Annotated in this window: 15 protein-coding genes; 7 read left to right on the top strand and 8 right to left on the bottom strand. The window is 44.3% G+C overall.

What is annotated here, in order from left to right; translation table 11 throughout:
• Window positions 1–8: 8 nt before the first annotated feature.
• Window positions 9–1,502: a tetratricopeptide repeat protein gene (locus VX941_12515; GenBank protein MEE2934228.1), complete on the top strand. Its 1,494-nt coding sequence runs from the start codon at window positions 9–11 to the stop codon at window positions 1,500–1,502.
• Between the two features lie 16 nt (window positions 1,503–1,518).
• On the opposite strand, the gene VX941_12520 is transcribed toward VX941_12515, so the two are convergent.
• Complete coding sequence (locus VX941_12520; protein MEE2934229.1) at window positions 1,519–1,824, bottom strand: carboxymuconolactone decarboxylase family protein; 306 nt, start codon at window positions 1,822–1,824, stop codon at window positions 1,519–1,521.
• A 147-nt stretch (window positions 1,825–1,971) separates the two neighbouring features.
• On the opposite strand from VX941_12520, the gene VX941_12525 reads away from it, so the two are divergent.
• Together VX941_12525 and VX941_12530 are read left to right on the top strand one after the other, a co-directional pair.
• Window positions 1,972–2,772: a tetratricopeptide repeat protein gene (locus tag VX941_12525; protein ID MEE2934230.1), complete on the top strand. Its 801-nt coding sequence runs from the start codon at window positions 1,972–1,974 to the stop codon at window positions 2,770–2,772.
• An 18-nt stretch (window positions 2,773–2,790) separates the two neighbouring features.
• A complete protein-coding gene (locus VX941_12530; protein MEE2934231.1) occupies window positions 2,791–3,393 on the top strand; it encodes a 2OG-Fe(II) oxygenase in 603 nt (200 codons plus the stop codon).
• Between the two features lie 100 nt (window positions 3,394–3,493).
• Here the strand turns inward: VX941_12530 and VX941_12535 are convergent, their stop codons facing one another.
• Window positions 3,494–5,836 carry a xanthine dehydrogenase family protein molybdopterin-binding subunit gene (locus tag VX941_12535; GenBank protein MEE2934232.1) on the bottom strand — a complete coding sequence of 781 codons (2,343 nt, stop codon included), beginning with the start codon at window positions 5,834–5,836 and terminating at the stop codon, window positions 3,494–3,496.
• A 144-nt stretch (window positions 5,837–5,980) separates the two neighbouring features.
• On the opposite strand from VX941_12535, the gene VX941_12540 reads away from it, so the two are divergent.
• Genes VX941_12540 through VX941_12550 form a run of 3 tightly spaced genes read left to right on the top strand, consistent with a single transcriptional unit; the run spans window position 5,981 to window position 9,193 of the window.
• Window positions 5,981–7,330, top strand: a complete 1,350-nt coding sequence (locus VX941_12540) for an MmgE/PrpD family protein (GenBank protein MEE2934233.1) — start codon at window positions 5,981–5,983, stop codon at window positions 7,328–7,330.
• A gap of 13 nt (window positions 7,331–7,343) precedes the next feature.
• Window positions 7,344–8,321: a cysteine synthase family protein gene (locus VX941_12545; protein ID MEE2934234.1), complete on the top strand. Its 978-nt coding sequence runs from the start codon at window positions 7,344–7,346 to the stop codon at window positions 8,319–8,321.
• On the top strand, window positions 8,318–9,193 hold the full coding sequence (locus VX941_12550; GenBank protein ID MEE2934235.1) for a sulfotransferase: 876 nt from the start codon (window positions 8,318–8,320) through the stop codon (window positions 9,191–9,193). The genes VX941_12545 and VX941_12550 overlap by 4 nt, the downstream gene beginning before the upstream one ends.
• A 5-nt stretch (window positions 9,194–9,198) precedes the next feature.
• On the opposite strand, the gene VX941_12555 is transcribed toward VX941_12550, so the two are convergent.
• A complete protein-coding gene (locus tag VX941_12555) occupies window positions 9,199–10,731 on the bottom strand; it encodes a DHA2 family efflux MFS transporter permease subunit (GenBank protein ID MEE2934236.1) in 1,533 nt (510 codons plus the stop codon).
• A gap of 583 nt (window positions 10,732–11,314) precedes the next feature.
• Here VX941_12555 and VX941_12560 point away from each other — a divergent pair.
• Entirely contained in the window at window positions 11,315–12,499 is a 1,185-nt protein-coding gene (locus VX941_12560) for a type III PLP-dependent enzyme (protein ID MEE2934237.1), read from the top strand.
• A gap of 45 nt (window positions 12,500–12,544) precedes the next feature.
• Here VX941_12560 and VX941_12565 read toward each other — a convergent pair whose 3' ends face one another.
• The 5 genes from VX941_12565 to VX941_12585 form a co-directional block, all read right to left on the bottom strand.
• The gene (locus VX941_12565; GenBank protein MEE2934238.1) at window positions 12,545–12,676 is read right to left on the bottom strand and encodes an SDR family oxidoreductase; all 132 of its coding nucleotides are present in this window, start codon (window positions 12,674–12,676) and stop codon (window positions 12,545–12,547) included.
• On the bottom strand, window positions 12,673–12,936 hold the full coding sequence (locus VX941_12570) for an SDR family oxidoreductase (protein MEE2934239.1): 264 nt from the start codon (window positions 12,934–12,936) through the stop codon (window positions 12,673–12,675). The genes VX941_12565 and VX941_12570 overlap by 4 nt, the downstream gene beginning before the upstream one ends.
• Window positions 12,937–12,954: 18 nt before the next feature.
• The gene (locus VX941_12575; GenBank protein ID MEE2934240.1) at window positions 12,955–13,146 is read right to left on the bottom strand and encodes a hypothetical protein; all 192 of its coding nucleotides are present in this window, start codon (window positions 13,144–13,146) and stop codon (window positions 12,955–12,957) included.
• 144 nt (window positions 13,147–13,290) lie between these two features.
• Complete coding sequence (locus VX941_12580; GenBank protein MEE2934241.1) at window positions 13,291–13,710, bottom strand: PaaI family thioesterase; 420 nt, start codon at window positions 13,708–13,710, stop codon at window positions 13,291–13,293.
• A complete protein-coding gene (locus VX941_12585) occupies window positions 13,710–15,845 on the bottom strand; it encodes an acetate--CoA ligase family protein (GenBank protein ID MEE2934242.1) in 2,136 nt (711 codons plus the stop codon). The genes VX941_12580 and VX941_12585 overlap by 1 nt, the downstream gene beginning before the upstream one ends.
• Window positions 15,846–15,847: the final 2 nt, after the last annotated feature.

Here is a 15,847-nt window from a genome sequence, read left to right on the forward strand (position 1 = left end):
AGTACGCCATGCCGCATGGCGACGAAGCAGAAGTCACCATAGAAGAAGCCATTGATGTTGGCTTAAAAACCCATGAACAAGGAGACTTAGCTGCCGCAGAATCTATCTATTCTCAAATCCTTGAAGTAGACCCTAAAAATTCCAAGGTGTACCACCTCATGGGCGTTCTGCAGATACAGACGGGCAAGATATTAGATTCTCTTTCTTCTTTTGATCATGCAATTGATTATGAACCTGGAATGGCGGAAGCCTATTGTAATAAGGGCCTTGCTCTTCAGAAACTCGGACGCAGCGCTGAAGCCGTAGAATATTTTCAAGGGGCAATTAACCATAATCCAGAAATTGCTGACTTTTATGTAGGCCTTGGTAGCGCACTTGATGACGAACAGAGATTTGATGAGGCAGTAAAGGTATTTAACAAGGCCCTTACCCTCGATCCACAACATGCGGATTGTTACAATAATTTGGGATTGGTGCTTCACAAACTTGTTGAATTCGATAAAGCTATATTGAATTTCAATAAGGCCCTTGCGATATCCCCTGAGTTTGGTGAAGCACATACAAACCTCGGGAATTCCTTAATGGTGTTAGGCCGTGCAGAAGAAGCTTTATCAGCGTTTCAAACAGCAACTAAATATTTGCCAGAAACTGCGCGTACGCAGTTCAATATTGGTAATGCACTACAAAAGCTTGGTCGACTTGAGGAGGCTATGAAAGCTTTCGAACATGCTAATCAACGTAAATCTAATTATAGAGTTCTTCATTGCCTCTACTCGCTTAATAAAAAGCATGCCTTCACCACGAAAATTAATCATGTACTAAAAGAAGATCCAAATGATCGGGCCGTGGCTGCGGTTAGCGCATTTGCATCTAACCAGTGGCAAATTGAGGATCCCTACCCTTTCTGCAAAAATCCAATTGACTTGATACACGTATCAAATGTCATGGATACAAAATATGGACGAGAAACTATTCAGGCATTAAAGGATTATTTTACCGAAGGGCACTATCGTGAGCTTCCCGATCAGGGACATATCTCAAACGGCAAAACATCACTAGGCAACCTTTTCGATAAATCTCACCCGTCACTTAGCGGTTTATATGCCCTTATTAAAAAGCATGTCTGTGCATTCCAATCGAAACATTCAGAGTTAGATGCAGGCATCATTACACATTGGCCGGAAAATTGGCGTCTTGAAGCTTGGTACCTAAAGATAAGCAGTGGCGGAAAAGTTGAGCCCCACATTCATGATCCAGGTTGGCTTTCTGGCACCCTATATCTCAATATACCGGATAGAATTACGGGCAACGAAGGCGCCATAGCATTCGGCCTGAACGGAGACCAAATGCCAATATTGAATAGCGACTATCCACGAAAAATCTGTCGAGTACGAACAGGTGACCTAGTGCTGTTTCCGGCGTCTTTGTTCCATAGCGTTCTACCATTCAATAGCAAAGAAGAACGCCTTTGCGTTGCCTATGACGTAATTCCAACTCTTTAAAAAATTATTTTCTAATTTAGTCTTCATCTCCAAAAATTTCACTAGCCACGCGACCGGCATTAACTGCGCATGGCCATCCAGCATAGAATGCAACGTGAGTAATTAAGCCGCGAAGTTCATCATGTGTAACGCCATTTTCAAGTGCTCGCTCCATATGGCCTCTCATTTCCGGTGTTCTATATAACGCGGCAAGCATTGTTACAGTTATCAAGCTGCGGTCACGTTTGCTGAGTTCCGGTTGCTCCCAAACATCGCCGAAGAGAACATCATCGCGCAAGCGGCCGAGCTGCGGAACTAATTCGTAAGGGGTTTTCTTAGCCATTGGTATCTCCTAATTAGTGAAAATTGAACTTGCTCAAAAAGATCTATATGAAAATCTTCATTGAGGGATTACGATGATCGCATATAAAATTCTCATGTTCGAGCATGATTTATTTTATCTAACTAGGTTAAGTATCTAAGGTGCTGAATGTCACGTCGAAAACGAAACCAAAACAAAAATCCCGATGCTTCTAATATAAATCAAGCACTGATGGTGAAAGCAGTAGATCTACACGGCACCGGAGATCTAGACGGGGCAGAGGAGATATACCTCGAAATACTCAACAAGGACCCCGGGAATCCAATCGCATTACATTATCACGGTGTCCTGCAGTTTCAGCGAGGGAAACATGGAGAGGCTAAAGCGCTAATCTCAAAGGCACTTGAAATCGCTCCTGATTATGCAGACGCACACTATAACCTCGGCAAAGTACACCATGAAAGCGACGAAATTGATACAGCAATCTCTTACTATGAAACGGCCATATCGTACGATTCCGAAAGCCCTGAGACTTACAATCGATTAGGGTTAGCACAAGAGCAAAAAGGATTGTTGTCGGCAGCTGAGAAAAGTTACGAAACTGCGCTGGAGCAGCAACCAGAATTTTTAGATGCACTTAACAATTTAGGTAATGTGTTGCGTTCACTGGAGCGTCCGGAAGATGCAATAAAACAATTCCTACGAGCAATAGAGATAAACTCAAATTTTATGGAAGCACACCATAATCTTGGAAATGCGTATCAGGATCTATCCTTGTTTGAAAAAGCAACCGATAGTTACCTGATGGCTCTTTCAATTAACCCTGATTTTACAGAAAGTCAGAAAAATCTTGGAACCTGCCTTTTAGGATGCGGTCAATATCGAGAGGGGCTAAATTACTTGCGAAAGTCATGTGGAGTTATTGAGTTCACATTAGGTGAATATCCTCAGTATCAGTTAGCACGATAGAAATAGCACAAACCACTTATGAAACAGCTCCCAATTAAAGCAACGCAAACGCCAAATTTTATAGGCGCCTGGCAACTCGATGACTTGGAACTATGTGACGAGATAATGGCTTTATTTGAGGCAAACAAAGCACTTCAGCAAGAGGGTGGGACAGGCCTCGGCAGTGTGGATAAAAAGATCAAAAATTCAACCGATCTTATTATTGAGCCGAAGGATTTGGAGCGAGCCGACTACGCCCCGCTGACAAACTTTATGGAAAAGCTGCATAGCTGTTATGTTGCCTACACAAATAAATGGGACATAATTCCAACTTTTATGCCCAGAATTCACATAGGAAGGTTCAATATTCAACGCTATACCTCAGGGGGACATTTTAATAAATTACACTCCGAGCGGATGAGCTTTAGTACTATGCATAGGCTTCTTGTTTGGATGACTTATCTCAATGATGTTACCGATGGTGGCGAGACTGAATTTCCATATTACGACTTAAAGATAAAACCTGAGAAGGGTAAAACACTAATTTGGCCGGCGGAGTGGACACATGCACATCGTGGATGCCCTGTTGGATCAGGTGCTAAATATATAGTCACCGGTTGGATGCATTTTCCCGGCGATTAGCACACGAACCATTTCTGCACGAAAAATCGCACGGTAGTGATTAAAGTACGTTTGTGTTTCCACAAAAAATGCATCCCTCCTGACGGTGAATTCTATGGAGTTAGGCTATAATTTTCTCATTATCTAATATTTTTTGCTGCTGAAGGATACGCCACGTATCCTCTGATGAAACTGGCATGTCTACATGGGTAATATTTAAGGCGTTGGAGATTGCACCAATGATAGCCGGTGGAGCACCGCAAGCGCCGCCTTCTCCAATCCCTTTAACACCAAGATCGTTACTCGGGTTAGGCACCACATTAAAGCCGACCGAAATATCGGGAAAATCGTCTGCCCTTGGCATTCCATAATCCATATAGGATGCGGTAACAAGTTGACCAGTAGTATCATATGCAGTCCGTTCAGTAAGTGCTTGGCCAAGCCCCATAGCCACACCACCATGCACCTGCCCTGCAACTATGAGGGGATTAATAATAACCCCACAATCATCAACAGCAGTGTATGAAACTACCTTAATAACACCGGTATCTGAATCAATCTCAACTTCACAAATATGACAACCATTAGGGAAATTACACTCGGTATCTCGTTCGTAAGAAATATCTTCGTCAAGCCCTAACTCCTCCCCTTGCGGTATTTGGGCTGGGTCATAAGCTGCTCTAGCCACTTCACTAATTGACAAACGTAAATCTGTACCGGCTACAGAAAAAATACCATTTTTAAATTCGACGTCTTCGATAGCCGCTTCGATTTTATGAGCTGCGATTTTTTTTGCTTTTTGAACTACAAGATCTGCCGCTCGTGATACTGCAACACCTCCCATCTGCGAAGAACGAGAGCCACCAGTACCATTGCCCTCAGGAATTACAGAGGTATCTCCCTGATTGAATGAAATGCTATCAAAATCTATCCCTAATTTTTCTGAAAGAATTTGACTAAAGGCTGTCTCGTGACCCTGACCGTGACTATAAGTGCCAACATAAAGTTCTGCATTCCCGTCCGGATCAAGCGCCACCCTCGCCCATTCGCTGGGTTTGCCACCAGATGCTTCAACATAGTACCCTATTCCGATACCTCGATGTTTACCGCGTATTGCAGAAGCGGACCGCCTCTCTTCAAAACCATACCAGTCAGCAGCCTCCAATGCCTTATCCATGGTCTCTTCGAATCGTCCAGAATCGATGACCATGCCCATTTGATTTGTATACGGCAATTGATCGGGCTTAATGAAATTAAGCCTTCTAATTTCTTCTCGACCAATATCAAAAGCTTCGGCCCCAGCATCAAGTAACCTTTCCATCTGATAACACAACTCAGGCCTGCCTGCGCCGCGGTATGCATCGGTTGGATGCATATTGGAAAAGCAAGCCTTTACAGAATGCTGCATCGCCGGCACATCATATACTGTCCCCGCAACACGAGCACCAGCAACAGTAGAAATACGTGGTCCATTATCAGACAGATAGGCACCAACATTTGCAATTGTTTCGGCTTTCATACCTAGAATTTTTGCCTCTTCATCGAAAGCCATCTCTAGGATAGATACTTGATCGCGGCCGTGTGTATCTGCCAGAAACGTCTCGGTTCTATCCGCTCTCCATTTCACAGGCCGGTTTAACTTTTCTGCTGCCCACAAACATAGGATACTCTCAAGGTACATTTTTGATCTCACGCCAAATCCGCCACCTGTATCAGTGGAAATCACCCGAATCCTCTCTGGATCTATCCTGTAGAACGTTTTTGCGAGTGCATCCCTTATCTTATGGACGCCCTGTGTTGGTGACCGTAGGATCTTCGTATCGGTATCTGCGTCATACTCGCCGATGGCCACGCGAGGTTCCATCGGTGAGCCAACGACCCGATTATTAACGACCTCAATTCTAACAGTTTTGTATGCCTTGTTGAAAGCCTCAGTAACTTTTCCACTTTCGTGACTGATCCAATGTGCGCAGAAGTTCTCAGGTCGCTCAGGCCAAATTGGCACCACGTCGGGAGCGCCTGAGGCAGAAGTTGATGTTATGGCAGGAAGTTCTTCATACTCTATTACGACAGCCTCTGCTGCATCGATCGCCTGAGACCGGCTCTCTGCTATAACAAAAGCAATAGGTTCCCCAGCGAAGCGCACCCTATCCTTCGCAAGAACATACCGTGGCGGCGTGTACATTTCTTGCCCTGTGGCGCACTTTATTGAGACCTGACACGGAATCGTCGGGATGGAATCGGCCTCCGCATCATCGTAAGTAAGAACGGCAAGAACACCGGGCATGGATTTAGCGGAAGCTATATCTTTTATTGTAAAGTCCGCGTGAGCCAATGGTGATCTTAAAATCGCACCATGAGCCTGGCCATCGAGGTTTATGTCATCGGTATATTGGCCTTTTCCAGTAATAAATCGAACATCCTCCTTGCGCATTACTGGTTGTCCGATACCGTATTTTTCCATCAACAAACTCCTCTGACAATTTCTTTAGTACAAGGGTATACAGTATTAATTATGTAAATAAAATCATGCTGGCCTATCAATTCAACCGGCCTGATAAAAATACCCGAAGTGCCATTTCCTCAAATTTTATATGGAAAGAATAAAATGATTTCTGAAATATTTTCAGCTTATGCAGTAAATGAAAGAAATAGCGCAATTCAACCGGAGGTGCTTCATGCAGCAAAACGGTGCTTTATTGATTGGTTTTCTACAACAACTGCAGGCGGAGTGAAGATGCCTGCGATTGGCTTCCAAACAGCTTTTGCGGAAGATATGGATAGAGGAATGGCTCGTATTGTCCCAACGGGGCGCAAGGCCACAATGCGCACAGCAACTTTAATAAATGCTGCGGCATCTCACACCGTCGAATTCGATGATGTATTTGGCCCAGCAGCATATCATCCCGGCACGCCGACAACCTCAACTGCCTTTTCAGTGGCAGATCATTTGGGGGCTGATGGGCTGACATTTATGCGGTCTATCATTATTGGATATGAGATTAGTACCCGAATAGCAGAGGCAATGGGACGGCCTCACTATGAATATTGGCATACCACAGCAACAAATGGATCGTTTGGATCGTTATTTAGTGCGGGGACGTTATTAGAACTCAATGAAGAACAATTTGTGAATGGATTAGGCAGTGCTGGCACGATGGCGGCGGGCTTACAACAAGCATTCAGGGAGGATTGCCACGGCAAACCGATACACGGCGCCCATGCGGCTGTAGTCGGATTGATGGCAGCGCAGCTAGCTAAAAATGGTGTTACAGGAGCAAAAAATATACTTGACGGACCTGTGGGCTTTGGAAGGGCTATGAGCAGCGAGGTAGATTGGGCAAAATCTACAGAAGGTCTTGGAACGACCTATAACATAACAAAAATCACCGTCAAAAATCATGGATGTTGTGGACACACATTTCCTGCAATTGACGCCGCGCTCACAATAAAAAAGAAATATAATATTTCACACAGAGATATAATGTCCGTGAAAATTGGGATGGCAAAATCTACAGTTGCCATTTGTGGGGGTAAATCTCATCAAACTTTTTTTGAGGGTCAATTTAGCTTAGGATTCGTAGTAGCAACAGCATTTGTCAAAGGACGAGTGCGATTAAACGCGTTTGAACCTGAAGCTCTTACCGATCCATTAATTTCAAATCTCGCCAAAAAATGTGAGGTATATATTGACGATCAGGTTGATGAGGCGTTTCCATTGAAAAGAATGGCCCATTTGACCGTTAAACTGCGTGGTACCGAGACCATAGACTTCATGCAAGAAACAAGAAAAGGCGCCCCAGATGATCCTATGAGCGATGAAGAACTCGAGGATAAGTATTTTGAACTTGTCTCACCGGAAGTAGACTTGGATGTTGCTCAGAAATTATTAGATGATATCTGGCGCATCGAAAAATGCGATAATATTCAGGACTTATGCATTGCACCCAACCGCTAAAACGGATTTTGACATGCTTATAGCTAATGACCTTACCGAGCTTATAGGAAAAACTCCTCTACTGAGATTGGAAAGACTCTTCCCAAACTGCTCAGCTAATATCCTCGCCAAACTTGAGGCCATGAATCCCACATCGATTAAGGATCGGCCAGCGCTTTTTATGATTAAAAATGCAATTGACGCTGGTGATATAAAACCGGGAACTGAAGTAGTGGAAGCAACAAGCGGGAATACCGGCATAGGCATCGCTTGTCTTTCAGCAATACTCGGGTTTAAAGCGCGTTTTTATATGATTGATACGAGCTCTATCGAACGCCAGAAGTTATTAGCAGCATATGGTGCGACTGTGGTCCTCACACCTGCCGCAAAGCTTACGACGGGTGCACGCGAACTAGCGCTAGCTTATTGTGCAAATAATCCCGATACGACATTTTTTGCTAATCAACACGGGAACCCTAATAATTCAGCGGCTCATTTCGAAACCACTGGCCCCGAACTTTGGGAACAAACAGGTGGTGAAATTGGTGCTGTAGTAATAGGAATGGGCACCAGCGGAACTATTGAAGGTATCTCAAAATATCTCAAAGCGAAGGACCCCTCAATTCGCATAGTTGGAGTTGAACCGGCAGCAAGCCCAGTCAACGCCGGTGGCGCTCCAGGGCCCCACAGAATAAGTGGTATAGGCCCCGGTTTCGTTGCTGAAAACTTCGAACGTGCTCGCCATCGGGTAGATGAAATTTTACTTGTCGAAGACGAAGTTGCATTTGAATGGGCTAGAAAGACCACAAAGGCAGAGGGATTTATAATTGGACCTACTTCAGGCGCGACTATTTGGGGCGCCGGTGAATTAGCCAAGAGACCGGAGTTTGCAGGGAAAAATATAATCTGTTTTTTCTGTGATACGGGTGAACGTTATTTGTCGATGGATGATTTGTTCGACCCTGGGACGGTATTATATGAGGGTTATGAAAACGGGATTGATGATCAATGAATAAATACCAGCGCCTTCAAAAGTTATTCGATAAAAAAATCTTTTTTATTGTGGGAGCTTCAAAGTCGGGGACTACGTGGTTGCAACGTTTACTTGACGGACACCCAGCCATACGCTCCGCCGGCGAAGGGCACTTTATGAACCATCTCGCTCCAAATCTTACCAAAACTCTACTAGCTTATAACAAACAATCGGAAATACGAAAGGAGCGTGCCTCCTCACTTGGATTAAATGGAGACTTCCCTGTTTTCGACGCAGATGGTCTTACGCTGCTCCTACGAACCGCTATTTTAACAATATTTGACCAATGGGTTAACGATATTGATGCCATAGAAGCCATCGGTGAAAAAACCCCGGAGCACGCTATTGCTCTGAATGAGTTAGCTAAATTATTCCCGGAAAGTCGCTTTATTCATGTTTTGCGCGATGGACGCGATGTTTGCCTATCGGGCTGGCACTTTTCACAGAAGTGGAGTCCTGAAGCTCTTAAAGATACTACTTTAGCAGAATTTGTTTCAGATTATGCGGGTGCGTGGCGTAGCCGCGTCACTCAGGCCCGTGAATTTGGAGACGCCCATCCGGGTCGTTTATTGGAGATACGATATGAGGCGTTACACGCCAATCCTGAGACCGAGATCAAACGTCTTTTGGAGTTTATTCAGGTTGCTAGCGCGCCTGATATCATTGACTCATGTCTTGAGGCGGGCTCCTTTGAGGCCTTATCGGGAGGACGAATTCGTGGCGATGAAGACCAAAATTCATTCTTCCGCAAAGGAATTGTTGGGGATCATAAAGAATACTTTGATAACGACGCTTTTGCCGCGTTCGAGAAAGCAGCAGGCCCGTTACTAAGAGAACTTGACTACGATTGAGCTGACTATTCGTTTACTTTTTTGATCCTTACCAAAAGCAATAGAGGAAGCATAAGAACAGTAACTAGGGTCATTATCTGAAAATCGATGATGTAGCCCATAAATTCTGCTTGCTTTTCGATTAATTTATCAAGTGCCATTACTCCCGGCAAACTCTCCATGTCCCATTTTTCTGGCAAAACAAGGTGCTGAAACCGTTCGTTATATTCGCTCACATTTTGTGCCAGATTGGACCGTGCGCGCTGCGTGCTACTAACTAATATGGCAATTAGTACCGATATACCTATACCGGATGCGATGCGTTGTGCTGTAGATAATATAGAGGTTCCATCAGGTCGCATTGACGACTCAAGTGTCATAAAGGTTAGCGATAAGATAGGCGTCTTGACAAACCCAAGTCCAAAACCTTGTAAAAAAACTGCAAAAATAATGTGCATAGCCGTTGCGTTTGGTGCCAATGCTGCCAACGACCATGTTGAGAATGCTATACCCAGCATACCCAAAATGATTAAATACTTGGGACTGTAGCGAAGCACTAAGAACCCGGCAATAAATGAAGCAAGCATAGAGCCTATGCCACGATAAGCTATAATAAATCCAGCTTCGTAGACGGGCATGCCAAGTTGATCCTGAAGAATTGGGGGCAACAGACCGATATACCCATAGATCATAAATTGGGTAAAGACGACCAGTATCATTCCAATTAGGAATTCCCTATTTTTGAAAACCCTGAGATTTAAATAAGGTTGCCTACAAGTGAGCGCATGGAAGAGAAATACATAAGAAAAACATGCCGCGATAAATATGTAGATGACGATAAGATTGGAATTGAACCAGTCCATTTTACCACCCTGCGAGAGCAGTAATTGCGTTGCACAAAGTGCAATACTGAGTGTAACGAATCCAAAAAAGTCGAAAGCTTTGGCACCCTGTGGTTTATCTTTGGGAAGTAAACGCCATATTAAAAACGAACCCAAAAGACCGAGGGGAACATTCATAAGATAGATAAACCGCCAATCGAAAAGTTCGGTAAGAAGCCCCCCTACAATGGGACCAATTACTATAGAGCTATTCCGTCCCATCTGGAGCCAGCCAAAAGCGATGCCATGTAACTTTCGAGGAAAAGCAGCAAGAATTATCTGGATTGTAAGAGGATTAAAGCCGGCGCCGCAGGCACCTTGGAAAAACCTAAAAACTACCACCTCAATCAAGCTATCAGATTGCGCAACGAGAATTGAGAAGCAAACAAACCCAAAAGCGACTGAAATAAAGAGGTTTTTACAACCAATTTTCCGACTAAGCCACGCATAGAATGGGGTGAACATTGCAGATGCTACAAGGTAGGAAATCAAAACCCATGAAATTTCAACAAGAGTGACTGAAAAAGATCCCATCATACGCGGTATCGCAACACCGGTAGCAAAGGTATCCATACCTTGCATAGCGCCAGCCGGGAGTACTGCTAAAGCGACCAAGATGCGTTGCCGAGGGGGCAAGCCTTCTTCTTCGGACTGTTTTTCAGGAGACGGTGCGCTCATAGATCTAATAAATAAAATTTAATCCTATAGTTTTTCTTAAGCGCGCGGTGCGGGCGATATTACCAAACCGAAATTGTAGCATCTGTCACAATCATTATTCCTAAAGCCAATGGCAACGGTAATAATTACTTATAATTATCATGATATTCATCTGCATAATACCGTTTGCGATTCGAGGATACCATTTATCTCGTTATCTCAAAAACCAACATATTTCTCGTGAAACGCATGTCCGAAAAACATCGTGGTTTTCCGATAAGTTATCTTTTGGAAAATTTTAAGAAAATCTTTGTCACTCTGCTGTCTATTTCCCATGGCCAAAGGTGACAAAATTATTGATTGTAGCTAGGCTCTTTACTCGCGAACTATAACACTTCGCATTTATCTATTTACAGCTCCTCGGTTCTAAAAATCATCTCAAAGGGCTTGATTCTTGAATTTTGCATCTCTTTTATGACCAATTTCTAAATTTGCGCACAAAAAAGCAATCCTTTACAAAATCATAATAGAGGACTAAACCGGCGCACATCGGCTATGTTTGTTTAGCTCCATTCAACGAAACTATTAAAGAGTGCTCCATGTGATGGACCGCTATATTTCTGCTGAGTCACTGGTATTCACTCTCAATCCGCAAAGGCCAGTAAGCTGCATTCGACCTAAAGCTGCACATAATGCAGCCGAATATTTCTTAAAAAATTTTCCGGGGAATACTCTCTATGCTGTTAAAACCAATCCACACCCTTACATACTTAAGACATTGTATAAATCTGGAATACGTCAGTTCGATGTTGCGTCATTATCCGAGGCCGCGCTGGTTAGAGAGATCCTTCCCAAGGCTGAAATAAATTTCCTCCACCCAGTTAAAAATAGAGCTGCTATTGAAAGCGCGTATTATGAATATGATGTCCGATCTTTTGCCTTTGATAGCGTAACAGAATTAGAAAAAATTTCTGCGTCCACAAATCACTCTAAGGATCTGACTTTACTGATGCGTCTATCAGTTTCCAACCGCTATGCGGCGCACTCGCTTACTAGAAAATTTGGTGTAACTACTGCCACTGCGGTCACTTTATTAAAAGATGCAGCTAAAAGATGCGAAAGACTTGGTCTCTGTTTCCATGTTGGATCCCAATGCCTAGACCCCACGGCATATAAACTTGCACTGCAACAAATAAAAAAAATCACGTGTACAGCAAATATACCAATTGACATAATTGATGTTGGCGGCGGATTTCCATCTTTATATCCCGGACAAGACCCTGCACCATTAGTGGACTATTTTTCTGAGATCAAAACTGCTCTAACCGAGCTCTCTATTCCTAATAATTTTGAAGTATGGTGCGAGCCCGGGCGAGCGTTAGTGGCCGAATCAGGGTCAGTAATTGTGCATGTAGACGCACGCAAGAATAATTTTTTGTACATAAATGATGGTACTTATGGAGGACTCTTCGATGCAGGCTTGCTTGGTTTTCGTTACCCGGTTAAGTGCCTAGGGAAAAACGGTTCCACAGATCTAAAGCCATTTATATTTTATGGACCAACGTGTGATAGCCTTGATGTAATGCCAGGGCCTTTTATGCTACCTGCCAATATCACCGAAGGTGATTATATTGAGATCGGCCTAACGGGAGCGTACAGCTCAGCTCTGAGGACACCTTTTAATGGTTTCGACAAGTTACAAGAGGTAATTCTTGAGGATGCGCCGATGACGAGCATGTATAGCTCAGCGGTAAATACCACCGCAGCACTAAATGCCGGCGAATTATAGGATATTTGATTGAAAGCAATGTATTTAAAATTGAACGCGCGTTGTTTACCCGCCATCAACTATAATGTTGGTGCCAGTGTTAAAACTTGCCGCTAGACTAACCAAAAAAGCTACTGCACTAGCAACTTCATCTAGCGTACAAGCGACCAGCTGGAGCAGCTTTAATGGCCGCTTCATACATTTTCAGCATATTTTTTCCGCAAATCCCAAACATCACCCGGAAAATAAACAGGACGTGGCGACACTGTGTTCGCACAAATACCCTTCCGTGCCAGATTGGTGCTTAAACCGGAGATATAGTTAATTAACGCCGCTTTGGCACCACTATATGTTCGGACACGACCTGCCGTATTTATGCTTGCCGTGCTTGAGATAGCACAGTTAGCGCCTGCATCAGATCCCTCAAGGTATACCTGTGTCGCTTCAACAGCACGCACAGTGCCAAGAATGTGACCTTAGAAGCTAGTCCGCCACGCCTCTTCATCCGCGCCGACGCTCAATGCACTTGCGTTAGCGATCAAAATATCCAACCCACGTAATTCTTCTGCGCTTTCAACTATCCAATTTCTGAAGAAAATGCTTTGCGTACCATATACCGCCCCAGAAATAATTCTAGTACCACGTTTACTCAATATTTCGTGTTTCAAGTACTTCTTCGCCGTTTCGCGCACAGAAGGCTATATCGCAACCTCCATCTGTTAAAAGTTCGACTATTGCTCAACCTATTCCGCGCGCTCCACCAGTAACAATGGCAAGGTTCCCTTTAAGGCCTAAATCCATTTCTGAATCCTTTATCCCTTAGGCGGTATCATCCCACCCGGGTCGGTTGCATGGACACGGCGTGTCATAAAAGTGCCAAGACCAGTAGCACAGATATCTCCCTCATCGGTCCGAACATCACACCTTACTACAGCAGTTCGAGAGCCCAATTTTAGGACGTCAGCTACGGCTTCAAGGCGATCACCAGTAGCACCCGATAGATAATTAACCTTTAGCTCCAATGTTGCCATTGGGCGAAGACGGGTATCGTAATTACCTCCCGCTGCTGCCGTAGCCATTGCAACGTCAATCAGCGACGCCACAATGCCACCCTGACACATGTTACGGAGATTCTGCATTTCTGGCCGAACGTTCATGTGCACAACCGCATGCCCATCCTCCATAACAGTATACTCAACACCAAGCCATTTGCGAAAACCATCATCTGGCATCAGCCTGCTCCTCCTTTTAAAACTGCCATAGCATCCAGTGCAATAACACCTCGATTTTTTGGCATCACCATTAACGGATTTATATCCAACTCCTTCAGGGAACCCGCGAGCCCCGCAGCCATTTGAGATATACTCACCATTGTTGCAACAAGAGCATCCACATCACATGGTTCGCTACCCCTGAACCCAGCCAAAAGCTTAGCACCGATTACCTCATTGATCATCTCGTGCGCTTCATGCGGCAAAATGGGACAATGCCGTAATGCCACATCATTATAAACTTCCACCATAACTCCACCTAAACCAAACAGGAGTATTGGCCCCATTAACGGATCATCGAAGACGCCAAGAATAGTCTCAACCCCTTCAGTCACCATTTCTTGAACCGCAACTCCCTTTAGTGGCAGCTCGGAGTCATAAGCATTCACAGCCTGAATAATCTCGTCATAAGCGGCAGCACCCGTTTTACCATCGAGGATTCCGATTTTTATTATGCCTGCCTCTGTTTTATGAGCAATATCTGGACAAACACCTTTCATGACAACGGGACCGTCAAAATTTTCAACAGCAGCAGCCGCTTCTTGTGATGAGTTTACAATTACTTCGGTCGTTACCCTGACATTCCAGGCAGAGATTAATTGTTTCGCCTCAGTTTCGCTGAGTTGCGCTCGGCCTAAGCTTTCAAGGCCCTTAAAAACTTGTTTTTGGTCTTCGCTATTCATTTGAGTTTTAGCAAACCCATTTTTATTTCGACCCTCTAACCAACAATAATAATCTTTCAAATGCCGAAGGGCCCTAGCAAGAGAATCAGACGTATAGAAAATAGGAATACCAGCGGCTTTTAATTCATTAAGACCTTCTTTCTGATCTCTACGACCGGTCCACATGTACGCCACATTATGGGTTCCCGTATCGCGGACGGAGATTAATTTATCAACGTGAGCACCTTTACCTGCACTTGCTACCACCAAAGTCCCAGAGCTTGGCTCCTTTACCAAATAATCAATAATCTCAGAAAAAGCCTCGCGATGAGCAAAACCCGTTATGTCAGCGGGGTTTGATGCCCAACCAAAACCTGAAAGGATTTTATTGATGCCAGTTCGGGCATTATCGCTTAGGTCGGGTAAATGGAGTCCTTCAGTCCCTATCATATCGGCGAGCAGTGAACTGATACCGCCAGAATGAGATACCGCCACAATACCATCCGCACGAGGTTTCTTTCCACCAGCCATAATTTGTGCAATCTCAAGACAATCATCATAGCCACTGGCCCTAATTACTCCATACTGTTTAAAAGCTGCATCTATCACTTCATCAGCACCGGTAAGAGCGGCAGTATGTGAATTTGCAGATCGCGCTCCGTAGTCGGACCGCCCGATTTTAATAATCACCATTGGCTTTGCATATTCAGCAGCAAGCTTGGCAACTTCAAGAAATTTTGCTGGGTTTTTAATTCCCTCTATAAATCCAGCAATAACTTGTGTGCTATCGTCATCTAACAAAAATCGAGCGAAGTCAGCAAAGTCTAAATCGGCTTCATTGCCAGTTGAAATGGCATAGGATAGTCCCACTCCACATTCATCCGCACGCACCAAAATCGGGCCAAATAGTGTCGCGCCAGATTGGCATATTAAGCCTATCGGCCCTGCCTCACCCATCATTGGCCGAGAAGACGCGTTGAGCCAACGTTTGTCTTTTATGCTTGCTAGACCAAGACAGTTTGGGCCGGTAATTCTAACGCCTGTACGTTCACTGAAACCTGTAAGTTCTTTCTGTAGATTTTCCCGTTCCTCATTTCCTCGTTCAGCAAACCCTGCCGATATTACAATTACTGACTTAATCCCTTTTTCATGACATTGTTCGAGGGTTGGAAGGACGAAATTCCACGGCACCAAAATTGCCGCCGCATCTGGAACTTCCGGCAAATCTAAAACACTTTTGTACGCCTTTAGGCCCTGAATCTCATTTCTGTTCGGATTGACAGGATAGACTGTTAATGCACCTTCACTAGATAGGGCCTTAGCCATAAATCGGCCGCCGTAGGATTTATTCTCGGACGCGCCAATAATCGCAACCGATTTCGGATTTAGCATGCTGTCAATTGCTGAGAGCGTTTCTTTATTCCAGTAATCCATAG

Source organism: Pseudomonadota bacterium, assembly GCA_036339585.1.
Lineage (GTDB): Bacteria > Pseudomonadota > Alphaproteobacteria > UBA8366 > UBA8366 > UBA8366.

What these genes read in the sequence shown, in the direction of transcription:
- VX941_12515 (MEE2934228.1), top strand. Translation starts at nt 9, where the DNA reads ATGCCGCATGGCGACGAAGCAGAAGTCACCATAGAAGAAGCCATTGAT.
- VX941_12520 (MEE2934229.1), bottom strand. Translation starts at nt 1,824, where the DNA reads ATGGCTAAGAAAACCCCTTACGAATTAGTTCCGCAGCTCGGCCGCTTG.
- VX941_12525 (MEE2934230.1), top strand. Translation starts at nt 1,972, where the DNA reads ATGTCACGTCGAAAACGAAACCAAAACAAAAATCCCGATGCTTCTAAT.
- VX941_12530 (MEE2934231.1), top strand. Translation starts at nt 2,791, where the DNA reads ATGAAACAGCTCCCAATTAAAGCAACGCAAACGCCAAATTTTATAGGC.
- VX941_12535 (MEE2934232.1), bottom strand. Translation starts at nt 5,836, where the DNA reads ATGGAAAAATACGGTATCGGACAACCAGTAATGCGCAAGGAGGATGTT.
- VX941_12540 (MEE2934233.1), top strand. Translation starts at nt 5,981, where the DNA reads ATGATTTCTGAAATATTTTCAGCTTATGCAGTAAATGAAAGAAATAGC.
- VX941_12545 (MEE2934234.1), top strand. Translation starts at nt 7,344, where the DNA reads ATGCTTATAGCTAATGACCTTACCGAGCTTATAGGAAAAACTCCTCTA.
- VX941_12550 (MEE2934235.1), top strand. Translation starts at nt 8,318, where the DNA reads ATGAATAAATACCAGCGCCTTCAAAAGTTATTCGATAAAAAAATCTTT.
- VX941_12555 (MEE2934236.1), bottom strand. Translation starts at nt 10,731, where the DNA reads ATGAGCGCACCGTCTCCTGAAAAACAGTCCGAAGAAGAAGGCTTGCCC.
- VX941_12560 (MEE2934237.1), top strand. Translation starts at nt 11,315, where the DNA reads ATGGACCGCTATATTTCTGCTGAGTCACTGGTATTCACTCTCAATCCG.
- VX941_12565 (MEE2934238.1), bottom strand. Translation starts at nt 12,676, where the DNA reads ATGAAGCGGCCATTAAAGCTGCTCCAGCTGGTCGCTTGTACGCTAGAT.
- VX941_12580 (MEE2934241.1), bottom strand. Translation starts at nt 13,710, where the DNA reads ATGCCAGATGATGGTTTTCGCAAATGGCTTGGTGTTGAGTATACTGTT.
- VX941_12585 (MEE2934242.1), bottom strand. Translation starts at nt 15,845, where the DNA reads ATGGATTACTGGAATAAAGAAACGCTCTCAGCAATTGACAGCATGCTA.